Source organism: Danxiaibacter flavus (assembly GCF_041060425.1).
GTDB lineage: Bacteria > Bacteroidota > Bacteroidia > Chitinophagales > Chitinophagaceae > Danxiaibacter > Danxiaibacter flavus.
In genome coordinates this window covers 324,825-346,211 of the sequence record NZ_JAULBC010000006.1, presented here as the reverse complement: position 1 = coordinate 346,211, position 21,387 = coordinate 324,825, and the positions used below count along the sequence as shown (strand labels likewise).

12 protein-coding genes are annotated in these 21,387 nt (G+C 42.3%); 5 read left to right on the top strand and 7 right to left on the bottom strand.

Annotated features, from left to right (window positions below):
* Positions 1–7: 7 nt before the first annotated feature.
* The 4 genes from QTN47_RS18615 to QTN47_RS18600 form a co-directional block, all read right to left on the bottom strand.
* Positions 8–3,589: a CRTAC1 family protein gene (locus QTN47_RS18615; RefSeq protein ID WP_369330919.1), complete on the bottom strand. Its 3,582-nt coding sequence runs from the start codon at positions 3,587–3,589 to the stop codon at positions 8–10.
* 223 nt (positions 3,590–3,812) lie between these two features.
* Entirely contained in the window at positions 3,813–5,669 is a 1,857-nt protein-coding gene (locus tag QTN47_RS18610; RefSeq protein WP_369330918.1) for a RagB/SusD family nutrient uptake outer membrane protein, read from the bottom strand.
* Positions 5,670–5,679: 10 nt separating this feature from the next.
* Complete coding sequence (locus tag QTN47_RS18605) at positions 5,680–8,781, bottom strand: SusC/RagA family TonB-linked outer membrane protein (RefSeq protein WP_369330917.1); 3,102 nt, start codon at positions 8,779–8,781, stop codon at positions 5,680–5,682.
* A gap of 1,054 nt (positions 8,782–9,835) precedes the next feature.
* Entirely contained in the window at positions 9,836–10,723 is an 888-nt protein-coding gene (locus QTN47_RS18600) for a dienelactone hydrolase family protein (protein WP_369330916.1), read from the bottom strand.
* 243 nt (positions 10,724–10,966) lie between these two features.
* On the opposite strand from QTN47_RS18600, the gene QTN47_RS18595 reads away from it, so the two are divergent.
* Positions 10,967–12,019, top strand: a complete 1,053-nt coding sequence (locus QTN47_RS18595; protein WP_369330915.1) for a beta-propeller fold lactonase family protein — start codon at positions 10,967–10,969, stop codon at positions 12,017–12,019.
* A 172-nt stretch (positions 12,020–12,191) separates the two neighbouring features.
* Here QTN47_RS18595 and QTN47_RS18590 read toward each other — a convergent pair whose 3' ends face one another.
* Positions 12,192–12,626: a putative quinol monooxygenase gene (locus QTN47_RS18590; protein ID WP_369330914.1), complete on the bottom strand. Its 435-nt coding sequence runs from the start codon at positions 12,624–12,626 to the stop codon at positions 12,192–12,194.
* A gap of 688 nt (positions 12,627–13,314) precedes the next feature.
* Here QTN47_RS18590 and QTN47_RS18585 point away from each other — a divergent pair.
* From QTN47_RS18585 to QTN47_RS18575, 3 genes are all read left to right on the top strand, one after another.
* Positions 13,315–13,719 carry a BlaI/MecI/CopY family transcriptional regulator gene (locus QTN47_RS18585; protein ID WP_369330913.1) on the top strand — a complete coding sequence of 135 codons (405 nt, stop codon included), beginning with the start codon at positions 13,315–13,317 and terminating at the stop codon, positions 13,717–13,719.
* 12 nt (positions 13,720–13,731) lie between these two features.
* On the top strand, positions 13,732–15,351 hold the full coding sequence (locus tag QTN47_RS18580; protein WP_369330912.1) for a M56 family metallopeptidase: 1,620 nt from the start codon (positions 13,732–13,734) through the stop codon (positions 15,349–15,351).
* Between the two features lie 242 nt (positions 15,352–15,593).
* Entirely contained in the window at positions 15,594–16,418 is an 825-nt protein-coding gene (locus QTN47_RS18575) for a hypothetical protein (RefSeq protein WP_369330911.1), read from the top strand.
* A gap of 123 nt (positions 16,419–16,541) precedes the next feature.
* Here the strand turns inward: QTN47_RS18575 and QTN47_RS18570 are convergent, their stop codons facing one another.
* Both QTN47_RS18570 and QTN47_RS18565 read right to left on the bottom strand, forming a co-directional pair.
* Positions 16,542–17,111, bottom strand: coding sequence for an FUSC family protein (locus tag QTN47_RS18570; protein ID WP_369330910.1), 570 nt, complete (start codon positions 17,109–17,111; stop codon positions 16,542–16,544).
* A 1-nt stretch (position 17,112) separates the two neighbouring features.
* A complete protein-coding gene (locus QTN47_RS18565; RefSeq protein ID WP_369330909.1) occupies positions 17,113–18,120 on the bottom strand; it encodes a hypothetical protein in 1,008 nt (335 codons plus the stop codon).
* Between the two features lie 802 nt (positions 18,121–18,922).
* Between QTN47_RS18565 and QTN47_RS18560 the strand changes: the two genes are divergently transcribed.
* Entirely contained in the window at positions 18,923–21,358 is a 2,436-nt protein-coding gene (locus tag QTN47_RS18560; RefSeq protein ID WP_369330908.1) for a fibronectin type III domain-containing protein, read from the top strand.
* The last annotated feature ends 29 nt before the right edge of the window (positions 21,359–21,387 follow it).

Below are 21,387 nucleotides of genomic sequence, written 5' to 3'. Positions count from 1 at the left end.
ATACTGATTAAAAACTTAACGCTCTTTTCTTACCCTGATTATCATACACAAATACAGCCTTAATACTTTTATCAACGCTAATGAACCTCGCTGATTGCGACAAAAAGGATGAGCCGTAATTGAATTCCGTTCTTTGTTTCTTACCATTCTGATAAATTATTTCAGCGCTCACATCACCAGGTTGCAGGGGAATATTATTGAGTTCTTTCTTAAGCTCGTATATTTTAAGCGGTCCTCTGTTTTGTCCGGCAGCCATCAAATAATTACCTCCATTACCTCTCAGCTTGATCAGTGCTTTTCCATTTCCCGGAATAAAAATGCCGCTTTCCCGGATGGTTTGAGGTGTAAAATTTCCTTTTCCATCTCCTTTCAACATTAGCCCATTTAAGGCGTCATACCGGCCAACGGTTACATCTGTTCCGTAGTCGTTGGTATTCATCACCAGGTCAAGGTTACCATCACCATCAAAGTCGTCTGCAACAATGCCATTTAAAGCAGATAACTGGGATTTAAATGGCAATGGCATTAATGTAAATTTCCCGTTGCCATCATTTCTGCAGTAACAAGAAGCGAAGTCATTTGCTTTTAAAATTAAGGCGCCATTTAATTGCTCTTTTTTAAATACCTGGTCCATTGTTGCTGTGGCATACGACTTATAGTTTTGAAACCTGGACCGCATCCCAATGATCTGTTTTACCAGGTCATCTCTTGTTGGCGCAGGATATTCTTTTTTTGAAGGATCATCCTGACTCGATGGCAGATACAATGAAAGAATAGCATCATAGCTATCATTGTTATCAAAGTCTTTGGCGTAAATGGATACAGGATATTGTTCGCTTGCTTTGAAAAAGGAGTTCTGACCCATGTTTCCTATAACATAATCAATATCGCCGTCATTATCAAAATCGCCACCCGCGATGCTATTCCACCACCCCACTTGTTTTTCAACTCCTGATCTTTCAGTCACATTTTCAAAACTGCCCTTATTGTTTTTCAAAAAAGTAACCGGCATCCACTCTCCTGCTATTATCAGATCCTGCCAGCCATCGTTGTCAAAATCCGTAAACATAGCATCGCAAACCAGGCCGATATTATTCAGGTCTTTTGCTACAACATTTGTTACATCAGTAAATTTAATGTGACCATTTTTTGAATCATTTCTGTATATACAACTGGATACCGCTTTTGGATAGTTCCATGGACTTACCCGGCCTGCAACAAAAAGATCAAGGTCACCATCTTTATCATAATCCACCGCCCTTACACAGGATTTGCTGGTTAAATTCCGGGGGATAGCCAATGAATCGATTGTAAAATTTCCTTTGCCGTCGTTGACAAAAAATTGATCCTGGTAGATAGCTGTATTTCCCTTGCACTCATAACCTCCCCTGGACACATAAAGGTCAAGATCCCCATCTCCGTCTGCATCAAACAAAGTAGTTCCCATATCCTGAAAATATTCGTCACCTGACTCTATCGTATTCGTTATTGTTCGTTGTAAAAAAGAACCAGTAGGCGTTTGTAATAACGCAGTTGTTCCGAAAGAAGAATTACCACCCACAATAATGTCATCCAATCCATCTCCGTTCACATCTCCGGCAGCTAAAGATGGTCCGTATTCGGATAACTTATGAGGCAATAATTTTTGAATATTAAAATCAATACAGTCTTTTTGAGAATGCGCATATTGCACGCCCAGTTTACCAGTCACTTCTTTAAAGGCTGCATTTTGCGCTAACGCCGGCATCTGCCAGCTATAATTGTCTTTTGCATTTTTTTTGTTGATTTTTATTGTCTGATCTACAGCCACATTCCTTAGCAGCTCTTTGGTTCCGTCCGGCCATTTAATAACAAGGGAATCTATCGACGTAGTTGTTCCCAGGCCAAAATGCGGGTTCATTTGTATGGACGAAAGATATCCGCGATATGGCGTTTGTTCATAAGCCTGCATGTTGCCGCCATAATATAATTCAACCCAGGCACCCAATCCATTCAGGTTTAAAGAATCACCATTTAATTGCACGGATAAATAATGCTCATTTTTTGAGCCTGAATTCATTAATGTATTCTCGTATAGAGAAGCTTCATCGTTGATATTGTTGATGATCATATCAAGATCACCATCATTGTCAAGATCTGCATAAGCAGCTCCGTTCGAAAATGAAGGCTTGCTTAAGCCCCAATCGTTCGACATCTCATCAAAACGGCAATTGCCGATATTGCGAAAACCATAGTTGTGTAATTTAACTTCAGGAATTTGCGCCAGTGTATTGGACTCAGGAGCGATAGGTGCGGACTCCTGCCGGAACGCTATAAAGTCATGATCAGTTACATCTTTAGGGAAACCGTTGGTTACAACCAGATCGCGAAGTCCGTCATTATCAAAATCAGCAACTAAAGGGCACCAGCTCCAGTCAGTTTCCGAAACGCCTGAATAAAAACCGATATCGCTAAAAATGGGATCACCCACTGAATCATTTTGATTTATTCTTGGTCCCTGGTTGATCTGCAGGGAGTTTCGCACATACTGATATTGATATTTAAAAAAGTCATTCAGCTGGAATGTTTGATAGCTGCTTGAACCCAGCATCATTTTCTTGCGATAATTATCACCGGGATTCATGTCCAGCTCAACTATATCAGACAATCCATCATTATTAATATCTATTACATCATTACCCATTCCGTTAGCTGAAGTATGTTTTAGATATGATGCCGCTTTGTCTGTAAAAGTTCCGTCATGATTGTTTATATATAACAGATCGTTCGATAAAAAATCATTGGTTACAAAAATATCTTTCCATCCGTCTTTATTAATGTCTGTAATATTTACACCATGTCCATAACCTTCGATGGTGAGTCCTGCCTGCTGCGTAATATTTGTAAATACAGGATGTTTAAAAGAACTATCCCAATCGTTCCTGTAAAGCCTGCCGGTGCTCGGGAAAGATCCGTCTGTAATTTTGGGTCTGAAAGTTGACGGATTCACTGTTGGAAGAATCTGGTTTACTACCAGGTATACATCCAAATCCCCATCGTTATCATAGTCAAAAAAACTCGCCATGGTTGTATGCGTAGTATCATCAAGGCCATAAGACGCCGCCATCTCCTTAAATACGGGAACACCCTGATTATCTGCACCCTGGTTAACGTAAAGCAAGTTTTTCCTAACCTCGGGATTGTGATCCATAGAGGCACAAACATACATATCCATCCATCCGTCATTGTTAATATCTATCACTGAAACACCACGGCACCACTTGCCATTTCCGCTCACACCTGCTGCATTTGTAATATCTTCAAACTGCAGCTTTCCTTTGTTCAGGTATAGTTTATTCGACGTCATGTTTCCTGTGAAATAGACGTCCTGCAATCCATCGTTATTAAAATCGCCAACACCAACGCCTCCTCCGTTATAAATGTTAGTAACATCTATTGGATTGATAGAATCATTCTCTACAATCTTATTATTAAACTTAATTCCAGACTGTTCTGAAGAGACTAACCGAAACAATGTGGAATGCTGTCTGCACGAAAAAAACAGTACAGAAAAAAAGAAAAAAACAATTTTGTAAAGAATAGCTTTCATACCTCGATCATTTTGCACCTGTGTAATAAATAGTTTATTGCTTTTAATGTAAGGTCACTTACAATTTCTTTTTGTTTTTAAAAGACAAGCCGTCGTTAAATGAAAAAAAAGAGAGGTGTTTTCATTGAAGAAAACACCAACTCTTCGCAGAGAAAAAACTGAACTCCCTATACGTGCTTAATTGACTAGTAATGTTAACAGCCTCACAAACACCATATCTGGTCTAATAGCCCGGGTTTTGTTCAAGTGCACCGTTACTTTTCTTGATTTCATCATGCGGTATGGGGAACAGGTAATAATAGTCCCCTTTCCACGGCACTCTTACCTCAGCTTCCGGAATTACACCATAGGTGTAAGACAGTTTGCCCAACAAGTTGATGTCACCAGGAGGAACACCTGTCCAGTCCATCTTAACACTTGTTAATCCCCGGATAGGAATATCCATGTTTCCCGGCGCAGCTTTCCAACGTCTCAAATCGAAGAAACGCTGATCTTCCAGGTGCAATTCTACCGCTCTTTCGTTTCTGTACTCTTTAACAAGATTGGCACCTGTACTGGTGATATCCGGCATGTTCACTGATGGTCTTTTCCTTACTTTATTGATATATTCACGTGCTACATCTTCATTGCCTAAAGCGATCTGAATTTCAGCATAGTTCAGGTAAAATTCTGCCAGCCTCATAAACACAATCACCTGGCTGTAGTCGTAATCAAAACTTGCGCGTGGCCCACTGAAATCCATTAGTCTTCTGAATGCATATCCTGTTTGAACTCTCCAGTGAAATGGTGTCAACCCTTTTATCCAGTATGATTTGGAGTCGCGTCCAAAATCAAAAAGGTTTTGTCCGTTATTAGGATCGGTCTTATTAGGATTTGCATAAGGCGGTGCGTTGTCCGGGTTAGGATTTGCATCCTCCCAATATTCATACCTTCTGTCAGTGCTCTTTGCCCCGTCGTTGATGGTGAACGGCCCTGCACCCGGATAGACGATGGAAGTGTAATACCGCGGGTCCCTGTTTATGTTGGGCTGCTGAGGATCGTATCCTGAAGCGGGATTCACAGTTGTTCCGTCCGCCATATATGGATATTGTCCGTTTGTCATCTGGAACATGTTCACAAAAGTCTGCGTGGGCATAAGGCGCTGCCTTGCATCGAAACCACTAGGCCAGTAGTCATAGTTGTAGCCCCAGTCAGGAATTCTGTTTCCGGGCGTAAACGACTTACCGAAAATAGTTTCATCAGTCTTCAATGGTTTTGTAAACAGATCATCGTGCGTGGGGTGTAAACTAAACCCTGCATCAATCACAGCCTTGGTAGCCACTTCGGCAGCCTGCCATCTTGATTTGTCGTTTGAAGGGTTGTTTAATGGGCTTGCCCAATACAACAACACTCTTGCTTTTAAACCCAAAGCCGCTGCTTTACTTATCTTTCCGGCCTTTGTAGGTACTCCATCCAAAAAGCTGATAGACGAATCACAGTCTTTTAATATAAATTGCACACATTCGCCATATGTGTTCCTTTTGGCTTCAAAGCTTTGGTCATCCAACTTAAAGCTCTTCGTGATAATTGGCACACCACCATAGGTACGTATCAGTTCAAAATACATCCATGCTCTTAAAAAGTGTACTTCGCCCTTCATCGGGTTAAGCTTGTCTGCCTCAATAACTGTGTTCTCCGTCTTTTCAAAGAATATGTTTGCTTTTCTTATGTAGCCGTACTCATCCGCCCAAAGATTGGTAAGATCTGTGATATTGTCTGGTGTAATGATGCCCTGCACATACTCACGAATACCAGCGGACCTGTCGTGCGTTTCAGGCTGGTCAACCGCAATGTCGGTCAACGCCTCATATCCCCCGGTTCCGGGTTTCCAGGGTGCTTTTATACCATTGTATATGTTGTACACATAGCTTTGAAGAAATGTGGGATCGTTAAAAACGGCGTCCTCCGATATTGAGTCCAACGGCTTTTTATCAAGTATGTCGTGATTACAGGAAACACCTGCTACCGTAATTATTAAGCTGAATAAAAATACAGAAAGAGCTATTCGCGGTGTTTTATTTTGTGATCTTATATATCTCATAAGTTTAGTATTAGAAGGTAATATTTAAGCCAACACTCAATGTCCTCATATTTGGATAGACTCCACCGTTTCCACTCACGAACTCGGGATCGCCGGCTCCATATTTTTTAAGATTGTTGTACAGCATAAACAGGTTATCTCCGGAAAAATAGACCCTCAAACCGGACATTCTTACTTTGGAAAGTATCCTGGAAGGCAGGTTGTAGCCAAGTTCAAGATTCTTCATACGAACCCAGGTTGCTTTATGATACCAGAAATCACTGGCCGAACCTGCCGTGCCCACAGGGGCAATCATAGGCAGCACTGAATTTATATTGCTCAATGAGTAACTGTTAAGTGCCACATACTGAAGGCCATTACCACCAGCGCCTGAGTTGAATGAGTTATTCAGTTGCCATTTAGCACCACTCTGCCCCTGGAACAACATCGTTAAATCAAAGTCTTTGTAGGACAGGGCTACGTTCAGGCCAAATTGCACTTTAGGAAAAGTAGTAGCATCAAACATATACCTGTCGTTTCCGTCAATCTTACCGTCGTTGTTCAGGTCAGCAAAAATCAGCCCGCCCAGTGTTGCTCCGGCATACTGCGGATGTTTATCCAGGTCTTCCTGCGTTCTGTAAATGCCTATGGCCTTGTACACTAAAGTGGAATTAAGCGGCTTGCCTTCTAATTTCTGGTACGGTTCAGCCTGAGGAGTTTCATCAAAATAAATGATCTTGTTTTCAGCATAAGAAACATTACCATTGATGGCCATGTTCACCTTGCCAATATTCGTCTTGTATCCAGCCTGGAAATCAAAGCCGCGGCTGTCCATTTTACCAATGTTCTCATCCGGAAGCAACAATCCTGTGTATGTAGGAATTGAGGCTTGTCTTTGACCCAGGATGTGTGATGTTTTTGTTCTGTAAACATCAGCTTCGAAGGTCAGTTTGTTGTTCAGGAAGCCAAGTTCTAAACCAAGGTCAGTTTTTTCACTCACCTCCCAGGTAATGTTTGGATTGGGAGTTGTTGTAGCCGCAATACCGCTTACGTCAACGCCATCAACCACCCATCCCGGAGAGTAACCGAAAGCTCCGATGTATTGGAATGGATTCACCCTGTCATTACCCAACTGACCCCATGATGCCCTGACCTTTAAATTGCTGAACGGACTTTTCATCATGAAGGACTCCTTGCTAACTACCCAGGCAGCAGATGCCTGAGGGAAAAATCCGAAGCGGGTATCTTTAGGAAAGATGGGGGAGCCGTCATATCTGGCACTAAATCCAAGAAGGTACTTACCCTGGTATTCGTAGCTTGCACGGCCAAAATAATTCTGGCGGGAAGATTCGGATGCAGTACCTGAGTTACTTCCGTTTGCAGGGTTTTTACTACCGGCAAAAAGCTGGTCGATCATATAAGAATCATAACCGAGACGTTGTGCCCAGAAGTTATTGTCCTTGTATTCCATTTGCTCATAAGACGCAAACACGCTGATCTTATGGTCTTTGTTTATAACCGTATTATAAGAGAGTTTTAAGTTACCCGTAACTCTCTGGCTCTGGTAGTACTCTTCTCTCAATCCAATATCCTCAACAGTTCTTGATGGCTTTTTAACGATATCGCCTGTTGTTGGGTTCTTTTCATAGTAAAACCATGTCCAGTTGAAGCTCTTGTTATAGTTGCTGGTTTTAACCAGGGAAGCAAACCCGTCTAATGCCAGTCCTTTTACAAACGGTATGTTGTATTTGAATCTCAGTGTACCACTTGCAACATCCGCTGTATACTTGCGGTATCCCGGGCTAAGGAGTCTCGCTGCCGGGTTCAGTTGCGACCAACCTTCACCGGGGTAACGGTAATCTCCACCAATATAAGCTTCCTGCAGCGGGCTGGTATTTGCAAAATATTCTATGTTTCCGCCAGGACCAGCCTGAGGTGTTTGTGTATATTTTTCTCTTAACGAAATATCAAGACCAACTTCTAAATCTTTGGTAACGGTAACATCAACATTGCTTCTTACGTTGTATTGCTTCAGCCTGGTTTTATCGTCACCACGGAGAATGCCCCCCTGATTAGCAGTTCCAAGGGACAGGAAATATCTAACCCTGTCTGTACCACCTCTCATGGTAAGAGAGTATCTCGCCTGTTTTGCAGGCGGGTCAACCAATGCATCATACCAGTTTTCAGGCCTTCTTTTACCTGTTTTAAATTCTTGTACCAATTCATCCGGGAAGTCTGGCGGTGTACCTTCCAGCGCTCTTCTGTCATTCAGCACCTGCATGTATTGAAATGCGTCTGCAGATTTGATCTTCATTGTGGGCGAGTTGAATGACTGGGTAGTAACAAAATCGAATGTTGGTTTTCCTGTTTTACCGCGTTTAGTGGTTACCAGGATAACACCGCCTGCTGACTGCGCACCATAAATAGCAGCTGAGGCGTCTTTCAACACCGAAATGGATTCTATATCATTCGGATCCAGGCGGTTCAATCCATCCGGATCTGCATTCGCCACACCATCAATAACGATCAATGCAGAGCTGTTCCGGTACGTATTCGGACCCCTTACCAGGATTTGTGCATCATCAAAACCAGGAACGGAACTTCTTTGATTGACAAATACGCCGGCTAATCTGCCCGACAAAGAATTGGAAAGTGAAATTGAGTTGGACTTCTTAAGCTCCTTTCCGGAAGCCTGCACAACCGCATTGGTAAGCTCTGACCTTTTCTGAGTACCATAACCTACCACAACCACATCATCAAGATCTTTTGAAATTGTTTCCAACTTTACGTTGAAGTTTGATTGAGAACCTATTTTTATTTCCTTAATGGAATATCCTACGAAAGAGAATATGAGAGAGCTGTTTTTATCCTTCACTTTTATGGAGAACTTACCATCTTTATCTGAAAATACACCGTTACTTGTACCCTTTTCCATAATATTTACACCTGCCATCGCGGTTTCATTCTCTCCTGTTATCTGCCCGGTAATAATTATATCCTTTTCAATTTCATAACCGAACAGCGGGTCTTTATCTTTCGCCATTACGGCTGTAGACAAAAAATTTAACAGGGCCACCAGACAAAGCGCACGCTTTGCTTTAGCCCCAGTGGTTAGCAGCAAATTTGATTTCATAAAGCAATTAATTGTTGACTAAAAAATTAAATCCCAGGTCGCTGACCTTTTGGCAAATCGCTATTTACCCATGATTTTCAATCACGGGCCTTTGTTGTTGATCATATGGTCGTAATGGTTGCTTCTTTGTTTATGAAGGCGTTCGTTAGGATGTACGTCAAAAACTCAATGTTCAGTTACATTTTAATCTTTTTTCACTGCTGAATAAGGGGCAAATCTGAATCGGCTACATTTCAATCGTTTATTCAGTATGTTCATACATACCTACATATGTGAAAGTAAGAATAAATTTAAAATTGCGTTATTTTTCTTCTTATATTTTTTTTAGTAACCCGTAATTGTGTTCAAAAACACCGAAATGGCGTTAAACCTGGGATCTTGTTACATCAGGCTATCCGGCTGTTTACCAGTCTTAAAATTGCTCACGCTCTTCAGAGACATTTCTTGAATTTGGACATCGTCGACAGGTGTTTTTACGGTAAAAATGAATTATATACTGCATCTGAGACAGGTCTACACTGCAGCATTTGGAAGCAATCAATACTTTTTCTTCTTTCACAAGCGGGGCATATTGGCGTTAACAAAGGTTTACTATGTATGCACATTCATACATATCCAAATATAACAAAACAATTTACTTAAACCATTTTTTTCTTGGGAGATAATCAAGGCTTTTGGAGAAAGGAACGAAGCAGGAAATTTGCAAATTATGAACAAGAAATCCTAACAATTGTAAGGGGCGATCAACAGAAAGCGCTGTACATATTCTTGCATTTCTGTGTGTAATTATGACACTTTCAATGATTAGCTGCGCAGAAAAAAATTAAAATACAGAAAGTTTAACAGGAGAAAATAATCATGTGCTTTGGGCAGATTGGGATTATTATTGGAGATATCCGTAATTGTGTGCAGCTGGAAAAAGACTGAGTGAGAAAAACTCTTTGGAACTCAGTGTCTTCTCAGGGCTCTCTGCGTAACTAATTGTTGATGGGGTTGAATAATCATTTAGGTTACACAGAGAAATACAGGAGAAGACACGGAGTCGCACAGAGAACTAAATCAGTTTTGCTTTAAAGAAATCAATTGTACGTTTCCACGCAAGATCTGCAGCCGCTTTATCGTAGCGTGGAGTAGTATCATTGTTGAAGCCATGATTCACGTTGTCATATACATACGCGGTATATGCTTTGTTGTTTGCTTTTAGTGCAGCTTCATAAGCAGGCCAGCCTTCATTCACACGCGTATCCAATCCCGCATAGTGTAACAACAACGGCGCTTTTATTTTAGGCACATCCTCAGCTGCAGGCTGCGTACCATAGAATGGAACCGCCGCTGAAAGATCAGGAATACGAACAGCCATCATATTTGCTATCCATCCACCAAAACAAAAACCTACGACGCCAACTTTGCCATTACAATCTTTGTTTTCTTTTAAAAAGCCATATGCTGCAATAAAATCTTCCAGCATTTCATTTTTATCGCGCTTGCTTTGCATTTCACGGCCTTTGTCATCATTGCCAGGGTAACCACCCAACGGCGTTAACGCATCAGGCGCAATGGCAATGAATCCCGCCAGGGCGACTCTTCTCGCAACATCTTCAATATGCGGATTCAAGCCACGGTTCTCATGCACCACAACAACTCCTCCCAATTTACCCTTTGCATCTGCCGGCATTGTCAGCAATGCTTTAATTGTACCGCCGCCTTTGGGCGAAGGATAATTTACATACGTTGATTTAACGCGCGGATCGTCGGCTTTTACCTGTATAGCACCCTGGTAGTCCGGCATAAGAAAACTCATGAGCGACGTTACTGTAAGGCCTCCAACCGCATACACAGAAAGCTTTTGAACAAAATCGCGCCTGTCAATACGGTTATGTGCATAGTCATCGTACAGATCAAACACTTCCTGTTTGATATCTTCTTTTTTGATGTTTTCCATACTGATTTGTATATAACTTAAATTTAAGCAATCCAAACAATTCCTGTTTATCATTCCCCAACTATTGGGTATATACATTCATTTATGCGGTAAAGCAGGCAAATCTTCCGGAAAGCAGGAATTAAAGTGATATGATTTTTGAGAAAGAAAACATATTTCGTATTTTAAAAAACGGGCGCAATGGTTTGCCAGCTCAACATTGAGGAATCTAATATTCAAACTCGTTTACAAACACTTCATGCCATGAAAAAAACAACACATCAAACAGGTTTCTATTGTCTGATAGCCGCATTTGCCTTAGCATGCACATCGTGCATGGCAACTTTCTCACATGCACAATCTGCGCCGCGCCAATCGCTCCTTGCACTCTCAAAGGGTGATCATACACTGGCCATTGTTGATCCTGCCACCCTCAAAGTACTGGCGCGTATTCCGGTTGGAAGCGACCCGCATGAAGTAATTGCGTCAACTGACGGAAAGACTGCCTACGTGACTATTTACGGCGGAGGGAGTCTGCATGAACTAAACGTGATTGACCTGGTTGCACAAAAACCGCTGAAAAATATTGACACAAGACCATTGTTCGGTCCGCACGGAATTGTTTTCACCGATGGCAAAGCATGGTTTTCTGCAGAAGGATCCAAGGCGATTGGCCGATATGATCCCGCAACGGATAAATTGGACTGGAGCATGGGCACCGGTCAGGACAGAACCCACATGATCTATGTAACCAACGATTTAAAGCGGATTTACACGACCAACATATCTTCAGGCACGGTAAGCATTCTTGTTGACAGCTCCGTTCAACCGGGCAAATCGGCGCCTCCCGGAGCCAGACCGCGCCAGGAATGGATACACACCGTGGTTCCAAGCGAAAGAGGATCCGAGGGTTTTGATGTAACGCCGGATGGTAAAGAATTATGGACAGCGTCGGGAGAGAATGGCATTATTTCCATTATTGATCTCACAACAAATAAACCCGCAGGAAAAATCGACGCCAAAGTATTTGGCGCCAACCGACTCAAATTTACAACAGATGGAAAAATGGCATTTATTTCAAGCCTGCAAACAGGCGACTTAACGATTATTGATTCCAAATCCCACAAAGAAATAAAACGGATAAAACTGGGACGCGGAGCAGCGGGTATCCAGATGGATCCGAATGGCACACGTGTGTTCGTTGCTACTTCTGCCGACAATTATGTCGCAGTAATAGATCTAAAATCACTGGAGATAACCAACCGGATTGATGTAGGTATAAACCCGGATGGGTTGGCGTGGGCTGTGCAGCAATAGATCTTAGAATTAAAACTTTCTTTAATTGAAAATTGAAAGTTGAAAATGGAAAATGACGATTTGGAAGAGTACATGGTGATTGAGGGAAGTTTTTTCTCTACAGTCATTTGCCAACACAAAGCAAGGCTCCGTTATAGAGCTTTGCTTTATTATTTATATAATGTGATAAAAATTACAATTTGGATTTAGCCTCCAGTGCGATAGGACTAACATCGGAAAGCTCCAGCGATTTAACCATATTCTGGACAGTGCTTTTATATTTTTTAAAGTGAGGCGTTTGTATGTGAGCCTTGTAAGCATCTTCATCCAGGTAAATTTCAAATACGGTAACATGTGTGGGCTCTTCTTTGTCGTATACCGCATATAGCGAAAGCACACCCGGTTCTGTTCGGACGGCACTTTCCATACCCTCCTTTAATGCAGCTTTATAATCATCCAGTTGAGCAGAGTCTACAACAATCCGCGCAACACGCATAAAACGCTGACCGTTTTGTGCAGAAGCGTTCGTAAAAAAGGAAGTGATCAGACAACAAATAACAGTGACGATAAACATGCGAATGCATGTTATTTTTCTCATCGCCGGAACTAACATCTTTTTAAATTTCATTTTTGCAGGTTTCAGGGTTCGATACTCAATAACAATGCCACAAAGCCAGGTTTCACGCAACGATCGCAACGAGGCGGCGGCGCAGCTGATTTTCAGTTGTAAGTTATATGTGATACGTTTTACGTTTTTCTTTGCGAAGGATGTGTGGCGCTCACGAGCGAAAATTTCTCGCAACGAACACGGCGGACGGCGGCGATGCGCGTTGCCGTTGTAAGTTATACGTTTTACGTTCTTCTTAGCGAAGAATGTGTTGCGCTCGCGACGGAAAATTTCTCGCAACGAACACGGCGGAGCGGCGACGCAGCGTGTTGCCGTTGTAAGTTTTACGTTTTACGTTTTTCTTAGCGAAGAATGTGTTGCGCTGGCGAAGGAAAATTTCTCGCAACGAACACGGCGGAGTGGCGACGCAGCGTGTTGCCGTTGTAAAAGTTATACATTTTCTTTGGCGAAGGATCGCAGGCAGCCACATCTTTGTGCCCTTATCAGCGCTTGCACGTCTTAAAAAACTTTGTGTTCCTTTGTGTACTTCGTGCCTTCGTGTTTCCCAAACTTTATGCCTTCGTGTTTCCCAAACTTCGTGCTTCTTTGCGCCTTCGCGTCTTAGTGGCCCAACTTACCGTTCATCAAGAAAATTCAAAAAAATATAACTAAATCTCTAAACGTACGTTTTTTATCGTACCTTAGATTCATGAAGCAAAAAAATCAGTCCACGGTAGCAGATCCTGTTCCGGCTAAATCTGAAATGGATGTATTGCAGATCTTATGGCAACATGGCCCTTCAACCGTTCGTTTTGTGCATGATATCCTTACAGAAAAGAAAGGAAACATTCAATACACATCTACCCTGAAACTGATGCAGACTATGACGGAAAAGGGATTATTGATGCGGGATGAAACAAACATGAAACATATATACAGTGCAGTTTTGGAGGAGAAGAAGACAAAGGGGAACGCCCTGAGCAAATTCCTCGATAACATGTATGAAGGCTCTGTGAAAAGCCTGATGACGGCCTTGTTGGGCAATGAGAAAACTTCCCCTGAAGAATTGAAAGTCCTCGAAGAAATGCTGCATAAGCTTGATAAAACGAAATAACAATCAAATTGTATGACAACGTTACTTACATCCTTATCAGTAGAAGTACTGGTGCGGGCATTCTCAAAAATGCTGCTTCACTCACTATGGCAGGGGCTTTTACTTTGCATCGCCACTTCGTTGGTCATACTTTTCACAAGGAAAAAACAGTCAGCAGTCAGATATAATATCATCAGTTTTCTGTTTTTTATCTTCTTGCTCACTTGTCTTTATACTTTCTTTCAATCCCTGGCTGAAGAGCGCTATTCTATATTGCACGCAGAACCGGGCACACTTAGCAATAATACTACAGGATTTCTTGAGCAACCCGGCCTAACGTATTTAATGAACAAACTGCTACTGTTTTGCACCGCTAACGCCAACACAATTGTTCTTGCCTGGTTTATGGTTTTCTTATTAAAATGCATACAGATCAGCATAGGTTTTACTTTCATTCACCGTGTGCAAACGCATCATCTATCAACACCGGAACCAAAATGGCAGGCGGCATTAATCACCCTCTCAAAAAAGATACACCTGCAAAGAACAGTTGTTTTAATGGAATCGGCGATCACCAAAGTGCCCGTTGTGATAGGTCACTTAAAACCGGTTATTTATATGCCTGTCGGCCTGCTCAATCACTTACCGCAAGACCAGGTTGAAGCAGTGCTGCTACACGAACTGGCCCATATCCGGCGTAATGACTACCTGGTGAATATTGTTCAACAGATCATGCAAACAATCTTCTTTTTCAATCCGGGTTTTCTTTGGGTCTCTGCAGTTCTTAAACAGGAAAGAGAACATTGCTGTGATGATATTGCGCTGGCACAAACAAATTCCAGGAAGCAGTTTGTTGAGGCGCTTGTTAATTTCACTAAACATTCCTTATACGGATCTTCATATACTACGGCATTTCCGGGAACGAAAAAGCAACTTGTACAACGCGTTATGCGCATTACCTACAACAGAAATAATTCATTAAGCCTTCATGAAAAAATATTCTTTACGCTAAGCATTTGCGCATGCTTTGTTTTAGCGGGCATAGCAGGCAAAAGCAAAATAGTTGAGCCTCAAAACACCAAAGGATTCATATCACCGGTAATGGCAACCACTACATCAACAGAAAAAAAGGAACACGTTATTATCACTCATGATGAAACTTCAATACAAAATGCGGAGGAAAAAAACAGGAAGCACGAACCTGATCACTACATAGAACAAAATGCAACAAAGACAGTAGATGAGGATAGCAGAGCAGAAGCAGTTAAAGAAACAGATGATCCACAAATTTATGAGTATGAAAAACAGCTGGTGTTAACACAAAACGGCCACACACTCTTGCTGTCAGATGAAGCCCAGGTTGATAAAGACTGGCTGCAGGCTGAGAAGGACAGGCAACAAGCAGACGCCGACAGAGTAATGGCCGGGTTGGACAGGCAGCGGGCCGAACGCGATCTTGAGCAATCAATAAAAGACCGCGAAAAAGCCGAAAAAGACAGACAACAAGCAGACGTTGACAGAGCCCGCTCTGAGGAAGACAGGAAGAAGGCAGACCGCGACAGGCGGCAGGCTTTTGAGGCTTCTCAAACTACCAATAAAAACAAAACACTACCACAACAATATAAAACTCCGGCGGTTTCTGTGGAACCATAAAGATGCGCACTTTATGTATCATCCCGTTTAATACCGGATAATCGTTTGGTAAATATTAAATCATGTCTGACCGGCAGGATTGCCACATTACAACATGTCTGCATGTAATCATCATGTCAGATGCATGATCTGATACCATGCGAGTTAATCATCATTTACAATTAACTTTTAAAATTTACTGCAAGCCGAACAGGTAGTTCTTGCTCATTATTAAAATTAAAAAGGAAATGAAAACAAATGTTATGGCTGCAAGCTTAGCAGCCCTTGCGATAGCTTTGCTTTCGCTGAACACCCACGCACAGACAAAAACAAACGCTTCAAAGGGAACTAAAACCACACAATTAAAAAGCAACGATCAGAGTTTTCTCACTATCGAGTCTGACCCGACCGACGATGCAATTGAACATGTCACAACCTATCGGAATGGCTCACTGTATAAAATTGAGCTAAAAAATGAAAAGATCACTGAACTTGTAATCGACGGCAAGAAGATTCCGGAACAAGACTTTCCCAAATATGAGCCGATGGTGAAGAAAATTCTTGATCAGGTTAAGCGAGACAGGGAGCAAGCGGAAAAAGACAGATCCCGGGCCGAGGTGGACAGACAGCAGGCTGACAAAGACAGGCACCAGGCTGACCTGGACAGGGCACAGGCGGAGAATGACCGCGAGCGTGCAGAAAAAGATCGTGAACTGGCAGAATTAGACATGCAAAAGGCAGCGCGCGATCGTGAACAAGCGGAACAGGACAGGGTGCGCGCTGAAGAAGACAGGAAACAAGCAGACCACGACAGGGCCCAGGCTGAAATAGATCGCAAACATGCTGAAGAAGACAGAAAACTATTGGCCGCGATAACGAATGATCTGATCAGCGAAAAAGTAATTGCGACCAAAGAGGATCTGCACTCCCTGCAGTTTTCATCAGATGGCCTGATTGTAAACGATAAACGACAGCCCGCTGAACTGTTTCAAAAATTAAAAGCAAAGTATTTGAAAAAGCCCGGAGTAAAAATCAACTTTTACAACAGTGGCAATACACGACAATTCAGCACTAGCGATCAAAAATAGATGAGTTGTCGCAGACGTTCTGCAACGAGTCTGATAGCAACGATGCAGGGTTATTGGTTAAAAAATTAATACTATTTACCCTGCATCGTTTCGCCTACAAGATATACAATGTGAAGGCTTTTTTTACTTTTTTTGAGATGAAGACTGCGGTTCCGGCATTGACTGAATCAACCACAATTTTGACATCATCCAGCTCACAAGAAGCCCAACCAGACACCCGAAAACAACTTCAGCCACTTTGTGTAATCCATAGCTCAGGCCGGTTTTGGCTGATTCATGATTTATTGCGGAAGCAATTACCACTGCCGCTGTAATAGGCGCCTGCCGCCACATGGTTTTAATGCGTATAACAAACGAAGAAATCAGCACAGTTACTGCAAGCGCTACAGGCAACATCCATTGTTGTGCCTTACCGAAAACCAAAAAAGCCAGCCCTACGGCACAGCCAACGGCAACATTCACAAGTCTTGCTTTAAACATTCTGCGCGCTTCTACAGGCTGAGGATCTGAAGCTGCAACCATAGACGCGATGGCCCATATCGGATTTGTATCATTAATAAGACGAAGGGAACCCCAAACAATCCAGGTTGCGAGGGCCACATTTATAGCAAAGCGTATTGCAAGAATATGATCAAATGAAAGCTGCCATGCGTGCATTAGCGCCGTGGCTTTTTCTGACGACTTGCCGGCCATATTATTCTGAAGATTTTGGCGGATTACCAAGAAGCCTGTACACAACTCCCGTTTTAGTGGCATTTAAAGCTATCCAGTCTTTTGCGGAATACTGCAGAGCAAGGAAAAAAGCTTCTGCACGCTTCATAGCTTCGCGGTCAAGTTCTTTGCGATCGCGGAATTTGATCTGGTATGCAAACTCTCCAATCAGGGGTCTGTGTTCACCCCGCGTGCGCCAGATGCCGACATTTGCCTTTGCAGTAATCCCGTCACCAAAGTCAATCATTCCAATATCCTGCAAAACTTCTTCCACTATCGCACCGTTCACAAGATTTATGCGCTCTCCTTCTTTATTTTTCAAGGACTCCAGGGCTGGAAATACCTGCGAAACCACATCAAAGGACAGTACATCGTTTTGAGTAACATTCTTCCTGGGAAACTGCACGTTGTTTGAATATAGAATACGAATGCCTCCCAGCCGGTCTTTAAGCGGCAAAACCTGACATTTAAATTTAACCTGGTAGTCCCCTTGTATCTGAGGCCTTACATCTGTTTCAGCCGTCATCTGCAAATCCGGATTCCGGTATTTAAATACAATTTCCGGGTCGCCTACAGGAAAGCCATCCACATAAGTTATCCTGCGTCTTAGTATGAAAGAATTATTATAAAGCCTGAAGTCATCCGTATCAATAAAAATCACTTCGCGGATCTTTACAGGGCTGTTGGCAAAGTTACCAACGCTAAAGCTCATTCCATTTTCCACTGCAGGAGCTTTGATCACTTTCCCAAAGTCGAACAAACTGTCACGCGAAACAAACCTGTTGGGCTTTAGGATCAGCTTAAATGCGAGATAATTAAAATCAGGAAACGGCAATCCATCTGCATAACGACCGGGTTTTATGTGTGGTATTTTACCCACCCATGAATCGGATTTCAATTGTCCATTTCCCCCGGGTGCAGGCATTTTTTTTATGGATGATTTGGTCTGCCCTTTTTGCCTCAGAGCAGCTGCGGGCTTTGCGGATTTCATAATTCGATGGTTTGAAATATTACATGCTTTTTAAAGGAATAGCTCCTCATTAAGTTATTGTTATCAATTTACACCATTCGCGTTTATATACGTTTGTTTTACGGTTAAATGAATTCTTGTTCTTTGCCTGCTGACGCAGCGGTTAGACATATAATAAACAACTTAAATTACGGTAAAAACCAACCATGGTTTTATTTGCAAAAAAATTTGAAAAAAAAATGTTTTCAGGTATTGAGCATTCATTTTACTTGCGCGTGAACTACGTATACCTTTATACCGCTTCACAAAAACCAATTACTTATATCAAGCTCTTTACAACATATGAGGATTAAGTGCTTATACTTTGCGTCTTATACCAGAGTATAGAGATTTTATTCGTGGAAACGGAACCAAATAAGCTGCAACCAAATTGAAGATTCAAAATGTTATTAGTACTATTAAAAACAACTAAGCTTCTGAACAAAAGGCCTTGCTTATAAATGATATACTTTTTCTTTTAGCTATAAGGTGATTTACATATCTGTGCACTAATATCTTCAATAAAAAAAATGTTTGATTATCTTATATACAACTGCCAGATTTGGAATAAAAAAAGGTTTGCTACCCTCTTTTTTTAAACATATTTTTTGCATGCCTCTTGACACATGACATAACTTGTTGTATCTTGTAATTGTCTGTGTTTTCCACTAAACACAGGGATATATCCTCAAGCATCTCATGATTTATGGGCCTTTAATACTGTTGTGTTTAATGCTGAAATACACAGGCTGATATCCTATTTCCTCACGCTAATAAAAAGATTATGAAAAAGGTAATTTTTACTTTTTGCATGGCTACGACTATGTATGTTAGTCAGGCCAAAACAATCACACTTAATCCTGATGCCGGAGGAACCGGCATTTACATTCAGGATGCCTCATCCTTAAATTATGCTCCCGGTGACACATTATTAATTAACCAAAACATCACCAGTTTCTACATTAACAATCTCAAAGGAACTATAAAAGATACCGTTGTGGTTACCGCAGTTCCCGGCGTTATAATAGGTGGTGCCAGCAACAGGGGCATAGAGATTTCAGGGAGCTCCTATTTCAAAGCGTATGGTCTTACCGTACAGGGTGTAAGCGGTGCGATCGGCTTTAAAGCGGGCGGGTGCACTAACCTGGCTGTTGAAAATGTATCAATCAATACAGTATCGGTAGGATTCATGATTAAGACAGACCCCGCTAATCAGTCCTTTGCGTACCCCAACTTTGTTATCAGAGATGTATCCCTGAAAAACTGTTCTGCAGAGAACTGTAATAACGAAGGCTTTTATATCGGTCAGACATCCGATATGTACAATGGTTTCAAAACACCTCCTATTGTTGGCTTGAAAATCAGAAACTGTTCTGCTACAAATTGTGGATGGGATGGATTTCAGATAACCAATGCACAGAACTGTGATGTTTCCGGCCTTAAAGTGTACAATGCAGGTACAGCAAGCCAGTCAGGACAAAGAAGCGGCATAGCCGTGCAAGATGCCACCACTGGTAGTTTTAGCGATTTTTATGTGGATGGATCCGTGGGCTCCGGCTTAACCATCTTTAGCAGTGGACAGGTTTATTACAACAATATCGTATTGAAAAACACCGCCAAAATGGGTAATAGTAATGCTGTTTATATTGACAACCGTTATGACAGAGGATACAATCTCGGCGCAATGCAGTTATTTATGACCAATGTAGTACTCCAGGGTGGTTCCAATGCCCCAAGGGAGGCTATGTACATTCAGAATGGAACAAGCAATGGCGCTCTGGCATCTATACCTGGTGTTATCACCAATTTCGCCTACGATCCAACCTTGTGGCCCAAGATAAAAGACAACGTTCCGAATGAATATATCGGCGGTACTGAAGGTATTCCGGATACAAACCATGTAACTCCTCCTCCACCAGACACTAGTTCAGTTGTTCCCCCTCCCGGCCCAACAGCTCCCGGCGCAATCTTTTCTGTAGGACAGGATAAGATCACCGTGTATTACAACGATGGAAGAAAAGATGTTTACAGCAAAACATCCTCTGACTCTGTTATGCCAACAGTGCCGGCACCACCAACAAACCTGGTTGCTACTCCGCAAGGGAAAAGTGTTGTATTAACATGGGACCCACCATCAGTCAACGGCGGATCACCAATAGCATCTTACCAGGTATACAGATCAACCGCAATGAGAGGTTCAGACCGTAGTGTAGCTGTAAATTCAGGGCTTAGTTATACCGATACCAGTGTAACTATTGGCTTTACTTACATTTATAAAGTAACAGCAATAAACAAAGTTGGCGAATCCCAGCCTTCAGCAGATGCTGTGGCTTCTCTTGCACCGGAACCTTTACCTCCAGCTCCGCAAGGTCTTACAGCACAACCGGGCGTAGGACAAGCAATTTTAAACTGGAGCCCACCAGCTTCTGGTGCGGATTCAATTACCGGCTATGCAGTTTACAGGGGAACCGTGAAAGGCTTTACCACAGAGCTCGTTTCAACCGTTGCCAAGAATGTTACAACCTATACCGATGCTGGCCTTACTCCCGCCACTTATTACTATACTGTGACCAGTACCAGAAACCATATGGAGTCCGCGAAGTCAAATGAAGTTTCTGTATTGGTTACTCCGCCACCTGTAGCACCATCTGCACCTCAAAATCTTTCCCTGGTGGCCGGCATATTACAAGCAACGCTAAATTGGTCAGCACCATTAAGCAATGGTAACGCAACAATTACCAATTACAAGATATACCGTGGCAATGCATCTGGATCAGGCACGTTGCTTACAACTGTGGGAGGCAGTACACTTACTTATACAGATCCGAATCTCACTAACGGCACAAATTACTATTATACAGTAACGGCAGTAAATTCAGCTGCAGAGTCTCCTAAATCAAACGAGGTGAGATACACGGCATCTTCATATACTTTGCCGACAGCACCTACCAATTTGAGGGCTACAGCAGCAAGTACTACTGTAACGCTTTCATGGGGGCAACCCTCCAACACAGGTGGCACCACCATTACGGGATATAAGATCTACCGTGGCACCGCTTCAGGCAAATACAACCTGATTAAAACCACCTCGGACGGTAACACACTATCTTATGTTGATGGAAACAAAACAAATGGCACAACCTATTACTATGTTATTTCAGCGTTGAATAGTGTGGGTGAAGGACCACTCTCATCGGAAGTATCTGCAAGACCACAATAATTATCAGCAACCAGCATAGGATCCAACCA

Coding starts and splice junctions, on each gene's coding strand:
- QTN47_RS18605 (WP_369330917.1), bottom strand. CDS start 8,781: ATGAAATCAAATTTGCTGCTAACCACTGGGGCTAAAGCAAAGCGTGCG.
- QTN47_RS18585 (WP_369330913.1), top strand. CDS start 13,315: ATGAAGCAAAAAAATCAGTCCACGGTAGCAGATCCTGTTCCGGCTAAA.
- QTN47_RS18590 (WP_369330914.1), bottom strand. CDS start 12,626: ATGAAATTTAAAAAGATGTTAGTTCCGGCGATGAGAAAAATAACATGC.
- QTN47_RS18575 (WP_369330911.1), top strand. CDS start 15,594: ATGGCTGCAAGCTTAGCAGCCCTTGCGATAGCTTTGCTTTCGCTGAAC.
- QTN47_RS18570 (WP_369330910.1), bottom strand. CDS start 17,111: ATGGCCGGCAAGTCGTCAGAAAAAGCCACGGCGCTAATGCACGCATGG.
- QTN47_RS18595 (WP_369330915.1), top strand. CDS start 10,967: ATGAAAAAAACAACACATCAAACAGGTTTCTATTGTCTGATAGCCGCA.
- QTN47_RS18610 (WP_369330918.1), bottom strand. CDS start 5,669: ATGAGATATATAAGATCACAAAATAAAACACCGCGAATAGCTCTTTCT.
- QTN47_RS18600 (WP_369330916.1), bottom strand. CDS start 10,723: ATGGAAAACATCAAAAAAGAAGATATCAAACAGGAAGTGTTTGATCTG.
- QTN47_RS18615 (WP_369330919.1), bottom strand. CDS start 3,589: ATGAAAGCTATTCTTTACAAAATTGTTTTTTTCTTTTTTTCTGTACTG.
- QTN47_RS18580 (WP_369330912.1), top strand. CDS start 13,732: ATGACAACGTTACTTACATCCTTATCAGTAGAAGTACTGGTGCGGGCA.
- QTN47_RS18560 (WP_369330908.1), top strand. CDS start 18,923: ATGAAAAAGGTAATTTTTACTTTTTGCATGGCTACGACTATGTATGTT.
- QTN47_RS18565 (WP_369330909.1), bottom strand. CDS start 18,120: ATGAAATCCGCAAAGCCCGCAGCTGCTCTGAGGCAAAAAGGGCAGACC.